Origin of the sequence: Ahrensia sp. 13_GOM-1096m, from assembly GCF_000620605.1 — a bacterium.
GTDB classification, from domain to species: domain Bacteria; phylum Pseudomonadota; class Alphaproteobacteria; order Rhizobiales; family Rhizobiaceae; genus Ahrensia; species Ahrensia kielensis.
Map to the genome: position 1 here is coordinate 37,749 of NZ_JIAX01000011.1, position 16,305 is coordinate 54,053.

Annotated in this window: 16 protein-coding genes; 8 read left to right on the plus strand and 8 right to left on the minus strand. The window is 49.4% G+C overall.

Translation table 11 applies throughout. From position 1 onward, the window contains the following. The first annotated feature begins 42 nt into the window (after positions 1-42). The 3 genes from N530_RS0107965 to N530_RS0107975 all read left to right on the plus strand — a co-directional run bounded on the left by N530_RS0107965 (position 43) and on the right by N530_RS0107975 (position 4,627). The gene (locus N530_RS0107965; protein ID WP_026480273.1) at positions 43-2,082 is read left to right on the plus strand and encodes a M3 family metallopeptidase; all 2,040 of its coding nucleotides are present in this window, start codon (positions 43-45) and stop codon (positions 2,080-2,082) included. Positions 2,083-2,190: 108 nt separating this feature from the next. Then, the gene (gene typA, locus N530_RS0107970; protein ID WP_026480274.1) at positions 2,191-4,011 is read left to right on the plus strand and encodes a translational GTPase TypA; all 1,821 of its coding nucleotides are present in this window, start codon (positions 2,191-2,193) and stop codon (positions 4,009-4,011) included. A 106-nt stretch (positions 4,012-4,117) separates the two neighbouring features. After that, the gene (locus tag N530_RS0107975) at positions 4,118-4,627 is read left to right on the plus strand and encodes a GNAT family N-acetyltransferase (protein ID WP_026480275.1); all 510 of its coding nucleotides are present in this window, start codon (positions 4,118-4,120) and stop codon (positions 4,625-4,627) included. Between the two features lie 3 nt (positions 4,628-4,630). Here the strand turns inward: N530_RS0107975 and N530_RS17670 are convergent, their stop codons facing one another. Then, positions 4,631-5,245: a hypothetical protein gene (locus tag N530_RS17670; protein ID WP_051540835.1), complete on the minus strand. Its 615-nt coding sequence runs from the start codon at positions 5,243-5,245 to the stop codon at positions 4,631-4,633. Between the two features lie 125 nt (positions 5,246-5,370). Between N530_RS17670 and ppa the strand changes: the two genes are divergently transcribed. After that, on the plus strand, positions 5,371-5,898 hold the full coding sequence (gene ppa, locus N530_RS0107985; RefSeq protein ID WP_018689831.1) for an inorganic diphosphatase: 528 nt from the start codon (positions 5,371-5,373) through the stop codon (positions 5,896-5,898). 81 nt (positions 5,899-5,979) lie between these two features. Here ppa and N530_RS0107990 read toward each other — a convergent pair whose 3' ends face one another. After that, complete coding sequence (locus N530_RS0107990) at positions 5,980-6,273, minus strand: YggT family protein (RefSeq protein WP_018689830.1); 294 nt, start codon at positions 6,271-6,273, stop codon at positions 5,980-5,982. 131 nt (positions 6,274-6,404) lie between these two features. Between N530_RS0107990 and N530_RS0107995 the strand changes: the two genes are divergently transcribed. After that, on the plus strand, positions 6,405-7,649 hold the full coding sequence (locus N530_RS0107995) for an MFS transporter (RefSeq protein ID WP_035266709.1): 1,245 nt from the start codon (positions 6,405-6,407) through the stop codon (positions 7,647-7,649). On the opposite strand, the gene N530_RS0108000 is transcribed toward N530_RS0107995, so the two are convergent. From N530_RS0108000 to hemC, 6 genes are all read right to left on the minus strand, one after another. After that, positions 7,646-8,362 (minus strand): glutamine amidotransferase, encoded by a 717-nt coding sequence (locus N530_RS0108000; RefSeq protein ID WP_026480277.1) that lies wholly within the window; start codon positions 8,360-8,362, stop codon positions 7,646-7,648. The genes N530_RS0107995 and N530_RS0108000 overlap by 4 nt on opposite strands. Then, complete coding sequence (locus tag N530_RS0108005; RefSeq protein ID WP_018689827.1) at positions 8,359-8,835, minus strand: TerB family tellurite resistance protein; 477 nt, start codon at positions 8,833-8,835, stop codon at positions 8,359-8,361. The genes N530_RS0108000 and N530_RS0108005 overlap by 4 nt, the downstream gene beginning before the upstream one ends. 20 nt (positions 8,836-8,855) lie before the next feature. Further along, on the minus strand, positions 8,856-10,481 hold the full coding sequence (locus N530_RS0108010; RefSeq protein WP_026480278.1) for a heme biosynthesis protein HemY: 1,626 nt from the start codon (positions 10,479-10,481) through the stop codon (positions 8,856-8,858). 22 nt (positions 10,482-10,503) lie between these two features. Then, the gene (locus tag N530_RS0108015; RefSeq protein ID WP_026480279.1) at positions 10,504-11,853 is read right to left on the minus strand and encodes a hypothetical protein; all 1,350 of its coding nucleotides are present in this window, start codon (positions 11,851-11,853) and stop codon (positions 10,504-10,506) included. An 83-nt stretch (positions 11,854-11,936) separates the two neighbouring features. After that, positions 11,937-12,680, minus strand: a complete 744-nt coding sequence (locus N530_RS18585; RefSeq protein ID WP_051540836.1) for a uroporphyrinogen-III synthase — start codon at positions 12,678-12,680, stop codon at positions 11,937-11,939. A 1-nt stretch (position 12,681) separates the two neighbouring features. Further along, the gene (hemC, locus tag N530_RS0108025) at positions 12,682-13,626 is read right to left on the minus strand and encodes a hydroxymethylbilane synthase (protein ID WP_051540837.1); all 945 of its coding nucleotides are present in this window, start codon (positions 13,624-13,626) and stop codon (positions 12,682-12,684) included. 99 nt (positions 13,627-13,725) lie between these two features. On the opposite strand from hemC, the gene tsaD reads away from it, so the two are divergent. From tsaD to N530_RS0108040, 3 genes are read left to right on the plus strand one after another with little or no spacing between them, the layout of a single operon-like run. Beyond that, positions 13,726-14,808, plus strand: coding sequence for a tRNA (adenosine(37)-N6)-threonylcarbamoyltransferase complex transferase subunit TsaD (gene tsaD / locus N530_RS0108030; protein WP_026480281.1), 1,083 nt, complete (start codon positions 13,726-13,728; stop codon positions 14,806-14,808). After that, positions 14,805-15,800 carry an NAD(P)H-dependent glycerol-3-phosphate dehydrogenase gene (locus tag N530_RS0108035; protein WP_026480282.1) on the plus strand — a complete coding sequence of 332 codons (996 nt, stop codon included), beginning with the start codon at positions 14,805-14,807 and terminating at the stop codon, positions 15,798-15,800. The genes tsaD and N530_RS0108035 overlap by 4 nt, the downstream gene beginning before the upstream one ends. Positions 15,801-15,859: 59 nt before the next feature. Beyond that, positions 15,860-16,294 carry an EVE domain-containing protein gene (locus N530_RS0108040; protein ID WP_018689820.1) on the plus strand — a complete coding sequence of 145 codons (435 nt, stop codon included), beginning with the start codon at positions 15,860-15,862 and terminating at the stop codon, positions 16,292-16,294. Positions 16,295-16,305 lie beyond the last annotated feature (11 nt).

Sequence of the window (16,305 nt, forward strand, 5' to 3'; positions counted from 1 at the left end):
GCTTACCTCTCAGATAAGTACCGACAAACATCAGGAGCAAAAATGACCGATTCAAATATTAACGTGGCCCTTACCCAGTGGGATGGTCCGTTCGGCATGCCCCGTTTTGATGCCATTAAGGACGATGATTTTGGCCCCGCAATACGCCAAGGCTTTAAAGCCAATCTTGCGCAAGCCGAAGAAATTGCAAACAATCCTGATGCGCCAACATTTGAAAATACGATTGAAGCGCTAGAGCGCACCGGTGAAATTCTAAACCGCGCGGCCACGCTGTTTTTTGTTAAAGCTGGTAACGATACAAACGCCACCATTCAAAAATTAGAACGTGAATTTTCACCGCTTTTTGCCCGCCATGCAGGTGAAATCGCCAAAAACAAAAAACTATTTGAGCGCATTGATACGCTTTGGAACAAGCGCGACGCGTTGAATTTAACCGTTGAACAAGCGCAGCTTTTGAAAAAACACCACAAAAGTTTTGTGCGGATGGGTGCTGCATTAGAGGGCGAAGAGCAGCAAAAGCTCATCGCCGTCAATGAAAAGCTCGCAGGTCTTGGCACGCAATTTGGCCAAAATGTGCTTAAAGATGAAGCTGACTGGGTGATGTTTTTGGGCCAAGACGATTTAACGGGCCTGCCAACATCGCTGAAAGACGCCATGGCCTCAGAAGCCTCAAGCCGTGGCAAAGACGGTCAATATGCGGTGACGCTCAGCCGATCGCTTGTATCGCCGTTCCTAACCCATTCAGATCGCCGTGATTTGCGCGAAAAAGCCTATAAGGCATGGATAGCGCGCGGCGAAAATGATGGAGAGAGCGATAATCGCCCGATCATCGCCGAAACGCTGAAGCTTCGGGCCACCCGCGCCAAACTGCTTGGACACGACAGTTTTGCAGCGCTCAAACTCGATGGCACAATGGCCAAAACGCCAGAAGCCGTAAACGAGCTTTTGCAAACAGTGTGGGAAAAAGCCAAGACACGCGCTGAAGAAGAAGCAGCAGACATTGAAAAGCTCATGCGTGAGAGCGGCGACAATGCTGATTTGGCAGGCTGGGACTGGCGCTATTATGCAGAAAAGATTCGCAGCACACGCTTTGCCTATTCTGATGACGAAGTGCGCCCCTATATGCGCCTTGAAAATATGATCGAGGCCGCATTTAGCGTCGCAGGTCGCTTGTTTGGTCTAAAATTTGAAGAAAAAGAGGGAATACCGCTACATCATCCCGATGCCCGTATTTGGGAAGTGAAAAATGCCGACGGTGAACATCAAGCAATGTTTATTGGCGATTATTTTGCACGGCCATCAAAACGCTCCGGCGCGTGGATGAGCGCGATGCAATACCAATCTAAATTGCTCGGCAAATCTGCGATCATCACCAACACGATGAATTTTGCCAAACCGCCAAAAGGGCAAGAAGCATTTTTGTCCTTTGATGATGCGCGCACATTGTTTCACGAATTTGGCCACGCGCTGCATGGCATATTGTCAAATGTCACCTATCCGTCGCTGTCTGGCACAAGTGTGTCGCGCGATTTTGTGGAATTACCATCGCAGCTTTATGAACACTGGATGACTGTGCCAGCCGTGATGAACGAATTTGCAACCCACAAAGAAACGGGGAAACCAATGCCAAAAGCCTTGCTCGACAAGGTTTTAGCAGCAACAACATTCAATATCGGTCATGATACGGTTGAATATACCACATCGGCGATGGTCGACATGGCCTATCACCAAAATGACACAGGTGTGGAAAATCCGGCCGCTTTCGAAGCCGAGCTATTGGCAAAAATAGGCAAGCCCGCCCCAATTGCGATGCGTCACCGTTCGCCGCACTTCCAGCATATCTTCTCTGGTGATGGTTATGCGGCAGGATATTACTCTTATATGTGGTCCGAAGTGCTGGATGCTGATGCTTTCCTAGCTTTTGAAGAAAAAGGTGATGCGTTTGATCCTGAACTCGCCAAGCGTTTGCTGGATAATATCTACTCTTCCGGGGCCACAATGGAGCCAGAAGATGCCTATATTGGCTTCCGCGGCAAGCTTCCAACCCCCGATGCAATGCTCAAAGGGCGTGGTCTGATTTAACCAAATAGAGCACTATTTTGCGCTTAAGGGTTTTCGCAGCGCACAAACTCGTCTATGAGCGGCACAAATTGGCTTTTGTGCCGCTTAAATCATATCCGGAAAATGAACATGGAACTTCGCAACATTGCGATCATCGCGCACGTTGACCACGGCAAAACAACACTGGTTGACGAATTATTGAAACAATCTGGCGTCTACCGCGAGAACGAGCGCGTTCAAGAACGCGCGATGGACTCAGGTGACATCGAAAAAGAACGCGGCATTACAATTCTTGCCAAAGCGACTTCCATCGAGTGGAAAGGCCACCGCATCAACATCGTTGATACACCAGGCCACGCCGACTTTGGCGGCGAAGTAGAACGTATCCTGTCTATGGTTGATGGTGCGATCGTTCTTGTCGATGCGGCCGAAGGCCCAATGCCACAGACAAAATTCGTTGTTGGCAAAGCGCTTAAAGTTGGCTTGAAGCCAATCGTTGCGATCAACAAAATCGACCGTCCAGATGGTCGTCACGAAGAAGTTGTCAACGAAGTGTTTGACCTGTTCGCTGCATTGGATGCAACCGATGAGCAGCTCGACTTCCCAATCCTTTACGGTTCAGGCCGTGGTGGCTGGATGGCCGATGTGCCAGAGCAACCAGAAAACTCAAGCCTTGAGCCATTGCTCGACCTCGTGCTCAAACATGTACCGAAGCCAAGCGTTGGCGAAGGTCCGTTCCGCATGATCGGTACATTGCTTGAATCAAACAACTTCCTTGGCCGCATGATTACGGGCCGTATCCATTCTGGTTCGATCAAGCCAAACCAAGCTGTTAAAGTGCTGGCACAAGACGGCAAAACAGTTGAAACTGGCCGTATTTCAAAAATCCTCGCTTTCCGCGGTCTTGAGCGTACAACGCTTGAAGAAGCCCATGCTGGCGACATCGTTGCGATTGCAGGCCTTCAAAAAGGTACTGTTGCGGACACATATTGCGACCCATCAATCAGCGAAGCGCTGACAGCACAGCCAATTGACCCGCCAACCGTGACAATGAGCTTTATCGTCAACGATTCACCTTATGCCGGTACTGAAGGCGACAAGGTAACAAGCCGCGTTATTCGTGACCGCCTGTTTAAAGAAGCTGAAGGCAACGTTGCGCTTAAAATCGAAGAAGCCGAAGACAAAGACTCGTTCTATGTTTCAGGCCGAGGCGAATTGCAGCTTGCTGTTTTGATCGAAACAATGCGCCGCGAAGGTTTTGAATTTGCCGTATCGCGTCCACGCGTTGTTTTCCACAAAGGTGAAAACGGCGAACGCCTAGAGCCAGTGGAAGAAGTTGTCATCGACGTTGATGAAGAACATTCCGGCGTTGTTGTTCAGAAAATGAACGAGCGCAAAGGCGATATGCTTGAGCTAAAACCATCAGGCGGCAACCGTGTTCGTTTGGTGTTCCATGCGCCAACACGCGGCCTTATCGGCTATCAGTCAGAATTGATGACCGATACCAAAGGTACTGCCATCATGAACCGTTTGTTCCATGATTATGTGCCATATAAGGGCGATATTGGCGGACGTACGCAAGGCGTTCTGATTTCCAACGATCAGGGCGAATCAGTATCATTTGCATTGTTCAACTTGGAAGATCGCGGCCCAATGATTATTGGCGCTGGTGTTAAAGTTTACCAAGGCATGATCATCGGCATTCACATGCGCGAAAACGATTTGGAAGTGAACGTCCTTAAGGGCAAGAAACTCACCAACATGCGTGCATCTGGTAAAGATGAAGCGGTTAAACTAACAACGCCGCAGGCAATGTCTCTTGAACGCGCTTTGTCATGGATTCAGGACGATGAATTGGTGGAAGTAACACCGAAAACAATTCGTCTGCGTAAAATTCACCTTGATCCAATTGATCGCAAACGCTTGGCAAAGTCGAAATCTGACGGCTAATTTTGCAAGCCAAAACACACGTCTGAGCAAACGACTTGTGAACATCTGTTAATATTAAACCCCGCATCTTGCGGGGTTTTGTTTAATGACTCATGGTTCTTTAACCATGACCGCATTGACCATTGACATCAGGCCAGCAGAGCGTAGCGATGCAGAGGCCATATCCCAAACCCACGCTTCTGCGTGGGATTATACTTATGCGGGTATCATCCCCTATCAGTCCTTGCGTGAAATGATTAATCGGCGTGATCAACGCTGGTGGGCACGCGCAATTGATCGCGGCACATCCGTTATGGTGCTGGATATGGGCGGCGGCCAGATTGCCGGCTATGTGACGTTTGGCCTTAACCGCGCTCGCGCATTGCCGCAGGACGGTGAAATCTACGAAATTTACCTGCGCCCTGAATATCAAGGCGTTGGCCTTGGCTCAAAGCTGTTTAATGCAGCCCGTGCACGGCTCAAAACACTGCGCTGCACCGGACTTGTTGTCTGGGCACTGGAAGATAATTCCGGCGCGGTTGATTTTTACGGCAATATGGGCGGCAAAGACATTGCTGAAGGCTATGAGACATTTGCCGGACGCACCTTGCGCAAAATCGCTTACGTCTGGGAATAGAGCTTAAGGCCCGAAAGTCCGCATCGGGAAGCCTGCAGCCAGTCCTTCATTGCCGTGAAATTCAGGCTCATCAATCCGGCAGCGGAAATCCCTTGCCAAACTATCAGCAACCTCGCGTGCCATTTCATTGGCATTTTCGTTTTCAAGCGCATCCACATAGCCAACAACGCAGCCATCGCCAACAGCAGGCTGTGCAACCTTAGAAACAACCAGAACTTGGCCCTGATCGCCGTCTGCAGTGCCATCTTCGGCAGAAATGTGCCAACGCAAGATTGCGGCATAGGGAATATCGCCCACTAAGCGCCATTCGATTTTATCACCAACATTGTTAAATGCTTGAAAGCTTTCAAACGCACCTTCGCCAAACCAATCGCCGACAAAGCCATAAAATACAGATTCGCGTGCATCGCCTTCCTGAAAAATGACGCTGTACCCTTTATAGCCCGAACAGGCGAAACTACCGCCCAGCATATCCATCTGATAGGCGACGCAGGCTTCATCGATGTTGAGATCCGTATAGACGCTAGAGACTTCCGTGCTCATGGCTATTTCCTGCGCGAAGGACGGCGCAGCAATGATTTGAAAACCGATTAGACCTGGAATCAACAGTTTACGCATTTCAATCTCCCAATTTAAATGAAATCTAACGATTTCAGAAAAGCAGTCCAGATACAAATTTAGCCTTCGTCTATGTTGCACCAACGCTTTTGACGGTTTATCAGAGCGCAACTGGAGATAAATCAATGAATATTGACGCAATTGCGATTGGTGATAACCCACCTGAAGACGTAAATGTAATCATCGAAGTGCCGGTTGGCGGCTCACCGATTAAATATGAAATGGACAAAGCGTCCGGCGCGCTCATGGTAGATCGGTTTTTATACACGCCGATGACATATCCGGGCAATTACGGCTTCGTGCCGCACACATTGTCAGATGACGGCGACCCAATTGATGTGCTGGTCATGAATACCCGCGCATTGGTGCCGGGCTGCGTGATTAATGTACGCCCAATCGGCGTTTTGAACATGGAAGACAATTCTGGCGAAGATGAAAAAATCATCGCTGTTCCGTCAAGCCACCTTACAAAGCGTTATGAAAACGTCATAACACACACAGATCTTCCGCAGATCACACTTGATCAAGTTGAACACTTCTTCAAGCACTACAAAGATCTTGAGCCAGGCAAATGGGTCAAAATTGGCGCATGGGAAGGTCACGAAAAAGCACGCGAACTAATCGTTAACTCGATTGCACGCGCCAAAAAATAATTAATATGATTATTGACTAAAACAATGCGCTGGAACTCAAAGTTTCAGCGCATTTTTAGTTTCAGCATATTTTATGCGTAATTATATGATCGCAGGTGCAAGCACATTCACGATGGCTTGCTCAACAAAATAGATAATCACAAACAATACGATCGGTGAAATATCAATTCCGCCAAGATCGGGAATAAACCGGCGAATAGGTGCAAGCACTGGCTCTGTTGCTTTGTAGAAAAAGCTACCAAGCATCGCGACGAACTGGTTGGAATTATTCACCACATTAAACGCATAGAGCCATGAGAAAATAATCGCGCCAATAACGATGAATTTATATATGCCCAAAGCATATAAAAGGGTTTGAATTATTGTCAGGCCCACAACGCTCTCCTTAGTTGGTCTCCTACCAAATAGGCAAGCCTTGCCCGTGAGGCAAGACCAATGCGCATTAACGATCATTTAGCGTGGATAAAAAGCTTGGTTATCGCAAATAAAGTGCTTATCGATGACGAATGGAAAGTGAAACACCAATATCTGAGCAACCAACCCGCTTTGCCGCGTTTTCCTATTCGGCATATGCGAAATATTGGACAGCACGCCTTTTTTCCACATTCGCAATTCAGATTGTCGCCGTTTCCGTTGCTTGGCAAATTTATGATTTAACGCGCAATCCAATGGATTTGGGCATCATTGGCTTGGTGCAATTCGCGCCCGTGCTTTTGCTGGTTCTTGTTACTGGCGCCGTTGCCGACCGCTATGGACGGCGCACCGTTATGGGCCTTGCTATAGCTGCAGAACTTGTTTGTGCTTTAGCGATCTTATATTTTTCCATGCGCGGCCTTGCATCACCGCTCCCCATTTTTGTGGCACTTTTCGGCTTTGGCATTGCACGCGCCTTCTACGGACCTGCATCGCAGTCGCTCGTCGTCAATCTTGTGCCCACACACATATTTCCAAATGCCGTCGCTTGGAACTCATCCGCATGGCAATTAGCCTCGATTGGCGGACCTGTCGCTGGCGGCCTGCTGTATGGATTGGGCGCTAATATTGCTTATAGCGTCGCCTCCGTTTTATTCGCGATTTCGCTCTTTCTGATTGTTTTAATTCCAAAACCAAAAGCGCCCGCTAAAATTATCAAAACGAGCTTTTCATCGCTGTTTGATGGGCTGCGTTATATTCGCAAAGAAAAAGTGGTTTTGGGTGCAATTTCACTCGATCTTTTCGCCGTTCTCTTAGGTGGTGCGGTCGCATTATTGCCGATTTACGCACGTGATATTCTACATCTTGGCCCTTGGGGGCTTGGGCTGCTGCGTGCAGCGCCCGGCATTGGCGCTCTGCTTGTTGCTGCATGGCTCGCAGCCTCTCCAGTGCGAGATCACGCTGGACGCATTATGTTCGCCTTCGTAGGGCTATTTGGTGTCTTCACAATAATCTTTGGGCTCTCCACAAGCACATGGTTATCCATCATCGCGCTCGGCCTGATTGGCGCTGCGGACATGGTCAGCGTCTATATCCGCGAAACATTGCTGCAATTGTGGACACCGGACGAAGTGCGCGGCCGCGTTAATGCGGTCAATATGGTGTTTCTTGGCGCTTCAAACGAACTGGGCGAATTCCGTGCAGGCTTTATGGCTGCATGGCTTGGCGCAGTGCCAGCTGTTGTATTTGGCGGTGTCGGCGCAATTGCTGTTGCAGGCATTTGGGCATGGAAATTCCCGAAATTGCTCAATGCACGCCATTTAGAACACCGCGATTAAACAGCGAAGTTCTGCTTGCCAAAAACAATATCGAGAAAATCATCGAGCCATTTAGAAACCGGTCCATCATAAAGATAGCGCCCCAATAAATGGTCCTTGCCAATTTGTGCATTGGGTAATTCAAAACGATGTGCACCATGCACGACCCAGCGGTGCATCATGGCCAGCGTGAGTTCGGTATGAAACTGCACAGCCCAAGCATTCTTGCCATAGCGAAAAGCCTGATTAGGGAAGTCAGCAGATTTGGCTAAAAGTTCCGCACCAGAGGGAAGCGTAAAGCCTTCCATATGAAACTGATAAATCTTCTCAGGCCAATCCAACAGTGCTTTGCCTGCTTGTGTTGGCTCTAAATCATACCAACCAATTTCAACATTATCTGCTGGTTCGCCATAAACGCTGCCACCAAGATGGTTCACCAACATTTGAGCGCCAAGGCAAATGCCTATCAACGGCTTGTCTTCGTTCAGCGGGACTGAAAGCCAATCGGTTTCAACCCGCATAAATTCTTCTTTAGCATTGGCGCTCATAGGACCGCCAAAGACAACCACGCCTGAATGTTCATCCAATGAGTGAGGTAGACTATCGCCAAAGCGTGGGCGGCGTATATCCAGCCCATAACCGCGTTGCATAAGCCGCTGGCCAACACGGCCAGGTGTTGACGTTTCTTGATGAAGAATGATGAGGATCGGCTTTTTAAGCTCTACAATACTCATCCTTCAGCATCGCCCTCCATGCGCCTTTGAACACGTTGACGCATAGCAACACGGTCGCTCCCATCAACACCTAATAGTTCAGATATGCGCCAGACAACATTGTCTTCCAATTCATGACGCTCGCCATCAGAATAGACCAGTTCCCACAAGAGTTCGACAAAGTGAACGCGGTCTTCCATCTCTAAACCCATGCGCAAAACGCTGGTGAATTTATAAAGATCAATCGCTTCATTATCGGCAAGCTTTGCGGCCTCAAGCAGTTTGTTAAGCTCAGCGCCCTCGAAATCATTTTCGCGGCGCACCAGCGTTTCAAACCGTTCTTTTTCAACGTCGCGTAACACACCATCGGCGCGGATGACATGATACATTAAGGCCGTTGCGCACAGACGAGGATCATTGTCTGCAAAATCATCGCTTGAGGCTTGGCGATCCTCGCCAAGAGTGCCTAAAAAGTTCAGTATTTTGTCAAACATATTTCGTCCCTAAATTTTCTTCAGAACAACCGGAACCGTCGATCTTCTTCCGATTTTTCATCTGGATCAACACCAGGATCATCCGGTATTGGCACTTTTAGCTCTTCCGCAGAACTATCAAGAGCCTCATCTTGTTCCACGTCTTCTTTCAAAGGTGTCTCAACCACAATCGCTTGAGCAACCTCAGCGGCAGTGTTTTTTGCCTCTTTAGGTGGCTGTGTTTCAGCCGCATCTTCAATATCGGCTTCCACTACACCTGCAATAATTGCGCCAGCGGCTGCAATTTCTGCGGTTAAGACTTCAGCTGTTTTGCCCGGCTCCATTGGATCAAGATCGTTTTCGATCATCTTAGCGCCAACAGTTTCAACAGGGACTTTCCATTCGAATGCGTCGATCTTGCCAGTTAATGGTGAAAACGGTGCCCATTTTTGCGAAACAAAACCGTCAGCTGTCCAAGCTGCATCGCGCGGCGCACGAACGGCCCGCGCCATCCATTCACGCACTTTGCCCTGATCGCCTGTTTCAGCATCTTCAATATCGGCCATCAGCACGAAGGCGCTTTCGCGCGGTTCAGCTTTAAGCACGTCAGCCACAGCACGGCGGGCTGTTTCAAATTCACCCGCTTCCATCGCCATCTGGCCAACAATCATATTGGTTTCCACATGGGACGGTTTGATCTGCTCAAGCCGCTTGGCACGTTTAAGTCGGTCAGCAGCCGATTCGCCAGCTTTTGCATTCACATAGGCAAGGCCAACTTGCGGATGGGGCTCTTTGCGCCACGTTGTCTCTAGAATTTTAACGCCGCGCCGTGTTTCATTAAGCCCAAAGGCAGCTTCTGCTGCTGCGACCGCCGCTGGCGCAAATTCCGGCGCAAGCTTATGGGCTTCCATGCCAGCAGATTTTGCTTTTGCAGGATCCGTTTCAGCAAATTCCATCGCCATTGCCGTTAAAAGAACAGCGCGCTTACGCGCTGCATCTTCTTTGCTAACCTGTTTTGCGCTTTTTTGTTTATCAAGCAGGCGAATGGCACCATCCCAATCACCATCTGCCGTTTTAAGATCAAGCGCTGCATTGCTTGCCCAGTTAAGCTGCGGTGCGACCTCAACAGCCTTTTCGGCATAGTGACGCTGTGCATCACGTTCGCCAAGGCGCTGTGCCTCAACATAAAGCCCGCGCAAACCAAGCAAACGCGTTTCAGGATCTTCCAGCATTTCTTCGAACTTTTTACGCGCATCATCATAACGCCCCTCAAGCATCATCGCTTGCGCGTCTAGCAGATGCAAAAGTGGTTCTGTCGTCGAATCAAGCAGGCCGTCAGCCCGTTTGAGCATTTTGCGCGCAGTCGCGCCGTCACCAGCACCTGCCGCAATCATGCCCGTCGATAAGGATTGATACCCTCTATCGCGTTTGCGTGAGCGGAAAAACCGTTGCACACGGTCGGGCGATGTGAGCAAAAGCTTCAAAACCCACCAGATAAACATCACGGCGACGATTGCCGTAACAATAGCAATGGCCGCAACCATAAGCGAAATTGTGATTTCTTGATTGGCGACCGTTAAAACAACTTCACCTGGAATATCGGCAAGAAAAGCAAAGCCAAAGCCAAGTGCAAAAACGATCAATACGAAGAATAATACGCGTAACATCTGTTATTTCCCTTTGATCGAATTAATTCGCGGATGTGGTTGCCATCGCACTGGTCAGCGCTTTTGCGACCAGCTCATCCACACTTTGCCGTGCCCGCATTTTCTCAGCAAACGGTGCCGATACATTCTTGGCAGCTTCCGGCAGTGTTTCCCACTGAGCAAGCGCACCAGCAAGATCGCTGCTTTTCAACCGTGTTTCGATGCGTGCCGCAATGGCACCGGGCGTTTCGCCTTCAACTTCGCCAACAGGACGCACTTGAACAAGCGAGCGTGCCGATTGCATCAAACGCTCTGTAACACTGGCATTTTCATCAAGGCCCTGTCCGGTTGCGACAATTTTATTGGCAACAGATGAAAACTCATCCGACAGCTGGTTTATCGTTGGAACGCCAGCAGCTGCGTAATTGCGCAAGCCATCAATAATTTCTGCTTTTTGCGAAACCGTAGCAAAAGCTTCAAGCTCGGCCATAAACGAGCCGCCGCGATCAATCGCTGATTTTAGGCCCGCAGATGCAATCGCTGTTGCAACACCTGCATTGGTATTGCCATCGGCTGTAATGTCCTCGACTTTGACAACACGGCTTTCAAGCGCATTGATCTGCTCGGTAAGTGCGGTTTCAGCAGCACTTAATTTCGTGCTTTGCTGGGCAATATTTTCCTCAAGCCCGCTGAGCTGTTCGGTTAAACCTGATAATTGTTCGCTAACGGCAACCGAGACGCTGCCAGCTTCACCAGTACCGGCGCTTGAAACATTGGATTCAAGCGCGCCGACCTTTTCACCAAGATCAGCAACCGATTGTTCAATGACCTGAATGCGTGTTGTGGCTTTTTCAAAAGCAATCGAAGCAGCGCTTAATTGCGCTTCGACATCAGATGACATGGCAGCTGCATCATTATTGCCGCTTGAGGTTTCTTCCAGCTTAGCAAGCTGGCTTTTCAATGTCGCAATATCGGTTTCAAGCAATGAGGTGTCTGCGGCTTGTGTTTGTGCACTCCCAAATGAGGGCAGCACATTAGCCCACTGCAAACCGCCGAGCCCTATCAGCGCAATAAGACCGCCAATCAATCCACCCATAACAGCGCCCGAGCCGCCATTACCTGATTTTTTAGCGCTCGGTGCAGCGCTTGGCGTAGCTTCTTCCTGTGGATTAGATGCTGAATCATCAGCATCCGGTTCTACGGATTTTTTATCATCAAGCGCGTCAAACGCTACCGGTTCTGGAGTTTGATTTTCATCCGCAGGAACATCTACAGAATCAGTTGGCGTCGCATCAACCGGCACATCGTCGGTCTCAACCGGCTTTGCCTCAAGATCAATTGTTACAGGCTTTCGCGTGTTCGGGGTGCGGCGTGTATTATTGGACCTGGCCATTTCTGTCTCCAGTTGGGATTGTCTCATAGATATTTAGCATGGTGATAGCAAAGCGAAAGCAGCAAGGACAAAGAATCTTACAACTATGCGTTATAGTGCTTAACGAGGAGGTTGATCATCGCATCATCCTTGGGTTTTTCGCATATATATGCGCGGCCTCTAAATGGTTCTGGTAAGCTTAATTTAGCGCGCTCTGATATACAAAAATACTTTATATTCAGCATCTTAGATTGATCGGCAGCCGCCTCAACATAACCCGCAAAAAGCTGCGCTGAAACGCTTGAGTAAAAACAAATTGCATCAATATTGGTTTTTACAAAGAGCGCATTTAATTTATCAGTTAACTGACTTATTTTCTCAGTGTGATATGTTTCAAGCACAGTGAAATCTAATTTCAGGCGATCAAGTTCTTCTTCAATGTCTGGTGTGCGAATGGCACCGCACAGATAAACAACACGGTCTGTGGGCGTGAGTTCGCTGCGCAGTAAACTGATTAGATTTTGCGCATCCCCATCGGCAGAGCGTACATTTTTAAACCCTTGCCGCAGCGCTTCCTGCTGCGTTGCATCGCCAACGGTAAACACACGCAAGCCAGATAGTTCTGCCGCAATATCACTTGATAGATAGCGCAGCGCATTAGCACTTGTCACAATAATAGCGGTTACATCGCGAAACCTAGCGTGATCGGCATCAACAGGCTTTGCAACCATCTGCGTAAAAGGCTGAATGACGACATTAAAGCCAGCGGCTTTCAACTTCTCTGCGGTAACAGAAGCGCCCGGCTCTGGTCTCGTAACAAGAATTGTCGGCGCGTTAGCCCTATTCAAATTATTGCCAGTCCTTGAAGAAATCATCGCCTGCGGTCGCTCTTAACTGTGCACCAGCGCGCATGCCGATTTCCGCCGCCTCGCCAATGCGCCCCTCCATTTTAATGTCATATGCCTCTGTGCCATCAGGGCGCAGAATTGTGCCGTTAAAAGAAATATGGTCCCCATCAATCGTCGCGTAAGCTGCTATCGGCGTACGGCAAGACCCATCAAGGGTCGCAAGAAAGGTACGTTCGCACACAAGTGCAATTTCAGTTGGTTGATGTCTTAACGGTTCAATAAGGTCGAGTACGCGCTGATCACCAATTCGGCCTTCAACACAAATCGCACCTTGGCCCGGGGCAGGCGGAAAAATGCTCATATCAATAAGATCAGCAGCAATATCTATCATGCCAAGCCTGCGAAGTCCGGCACTGGCAAGCAATGTCGCATCGGCAACACCATCACTTAATTTTTTAAGTCGTGTTTGCACATTGCCGCGAAAGCCAACAGTTTTTAAATCAGGACGCGCACGCAGCGCCAGCGCCTGACGCCGCAAAGAGGAGGTTCCAAGCACCGCACCTTCTGGCATTTCGAGAATGTTTTTTACCGAATGGCTGATAAAGGCATCGCGCGGATCTTCACGTTCAAGAAACGCAATCAGCGCCAAACCATCTGGCAATTTAGTCGGCATGTCTTTGGACGAATGAACAGCAATATCAATGTCACCGCTGGAGAGCTGTGCTTCGATCTCCTCGGTGAAAAGTCCCTTGCCGCCAATCTCGGAAAGCGAGCGATCTTGAACACGGTCACCCACAACAGAAATGACGTGAATCTCGATATCGACAGCATCTGAGCCGTGAGCGGCAATCAAGCGATCACGCACTTCATGCGCCTGCGCCAATGCCAACGGACTGCCACGGGTACCAATCCCGATTTTTTGCGGGGTCGAAGCCACTATTTGCAACCTTTTTCATTCGTGTTAGGCCAAATCCAAGCAGCACGCGGTCCGCTTTGGTCTAGCTGTGTGATGCAACAAACCGACCTTAAGAACAAGCCATCTATTATGCTAACCATATTGGGTATTGAAACAAGTTGCGATGAAACCGCTGCATCTATTGTGCGCGGCGATGCCAATCTTGTCCAAGGTGAAATCCTATCAAATGTCGTCCATAGCCAAATTGACGACCATGCAGCCTTTGGCGGCGTTGTGCCTGAAATTGCCGCGCGCGCGCATGTGGAAAAACTCGACGGCATAATTCAACGTGCACTAAGCGATGCCAATTGCAGTTGGAACGATATTGACGCCATTGCTGCGACAACAGGTCCAGGTTTGGTGGGCGGCTTAATCGTTGGCGTGATGACTGGCAAAGCCATTGCTTATGCACAGAACAAGCCTTTTTTACCCGTCAATCATCTGGAGGGCCATGCCCTCACCGCACGTCTGACCGATGGCATTAAATTTCCCTATTTATTGTTGCTGGTCTCCGGCGGGCATACACAAATCGTCCTTGTGCGTTCGCTTGGCGATTATGAACGCTGGGCATCAACAATTGATGATGCGCTGGGCGAAGCCTTTGATAAGACGGCTAAGCTTTTAGGTCTTGCCTATCCGGGCGGCCCTGCTGTTGAACAACATGCGCTTAAAGGCGATGCAGAGCGCTTTTCTTTGCCGCGACCGCTCAAAGGTGAAGATCGTTTGGATTTCTCCTTTTCAGGCTTGAAAACAGCCCTGCGCAGACAGGCAACCGAGCTTGGCCCGCTTAAAGAACATGACATTGATGATCTGTGTGCTTCGTTTCAACTTGCCGTTACAGAATCGCTTAAAGATCGTGTTTCGCGCAGCTTGTCACGTTACCGAAATGAATTTACCGATGATCAACCAACGCTTGTCGTTGCCGGCGGTGTCGCGGCCAATAAGGCAATACGCACGATGCTGGAGGCAGCATGTGCCGAGCAAGGCTTTTCATTTCTTGCGCCGCCTATCGCGCTTTGTACCGACAATGCAGCAATGATTGCTTGGGCAGGGCTTGAGCAGCTGGCAGCTGGTGCACAATCTGATATGGACGCTATTCCCCGCCCGCGCTGGCCATTGGATAGCGATAGCGCACCGATTATCGGCTCAGGCAAAAAGGGCGCAAAAGCATGAGCAACAAAATCACCGTTTTAGGTTCAGGCGCATGGGGAACTGCCCTTGCCTCAAACCAAGCCGCCAATGGCAAAACTGTAACATTGTGGGGCCGCGATCCAGCGCAAATGCAATTGATGCGTGAGAGCGGCCGAAACGATAAATATTTATCCGGCGTACAACTGAGCACGAACCTCACCTTTAGTGATGATTTGCTGGAAAGCATTTCAGGCGCCGATATCATCTTGCTGGTCACACCGGCTCAAACACTGGCAGATACGGCACAAAAGATTGCCGAGAGCATCGGTTCCGGTACAGTAATTATTTCCTGCGCCAAGGGTATCAATCAGAACACGGGCGAAACAATGGGGCAAATTCTGCACCGCATTTTCCCAAACCATCAGGTTGCAACGCTCTCCGGCCCAAGTTTTGCCATTGATGTTGCAAGCAATCTGCCCACAGCCGTAACAATTGCCGCCGATGAAACCAAAACAGCGCTGGCGCTATGTGCGGCGCTTTCGAATAAAAATCTACGCTGCTATGCCAGCAATGATCAGATGGGCGTTGATTATGGCGGCGCTTTGAAAAATGTTTTGGCCATAGCGGCTGGCATTGTTCACGGACGGTCTTTGGGCGCAAGCGCTCTTGCTGCGCTCACAACACGTGGATTTGCCGAATTACAGCGCGTTGCACTAGCCTTGGGTGCACAAGCCGAAACATTGAGCGGCCTATCTGGCTTTGGCGACCTCGTATTGACCAGCAGCTCTGAAAAATCACGTAATTTCGCCTATGGTGCCGCCATCGGACGCGGCGAAGATCTCACACATATGAAATTAGCCGAAGGTGTCAAAACAGCTCAAATTGCCGCTTCAATCGCACAGAATAACAATATTGATGCGCCGCTGATTTTTGCCGTCAATGAATTATTATCTGGCTCTATCAATGTGGATGAAGCCATTGCCCAATTGATGGCCCGCCCGTTAAAATCAGAAGCAGTCATTAAGCCCGCTTGACCAAACCGCTCAATTAGCTAGCTAAGCGATCAAACATAAAGCCCGACAGAGAGTATGTAATGGAAAAGAACTATTGGTTGTTTAAATCCGAGCCATTTAAATGGTCATGGGAAATGCAAAAAGCCAAAGGCGAAGCCGGCGAAGAGTGGGACGGTATCCGCAACTATCAAGCGCGCAACAATATGCGCCAGATGAAAATCGGCGATAAAGCATTCTTCTACCATTCCAATGAAGGGTTAGAAGTTGTTGGCATCGCGGAAGTTTGTGCGCTCAGCCACCCTGACACAACCATTAATGACGACCGCTGGGACTGCGTGGACATCAAAGCCGTTTGCGACATGCCAAAACCTGTAACGCTCAAAGCGGTAAAGGCTAATCCCGCACTGGAAAAAATGTCGCTTGTTACATCCATGCGCCTATCTGTGCAGCCCGTTACGAAGCAAGAATGGTTAGAAGTTTGCCGCATGGGCGAGTTGGAAAACCCGCCGCTTTAAACAAGCTCGAG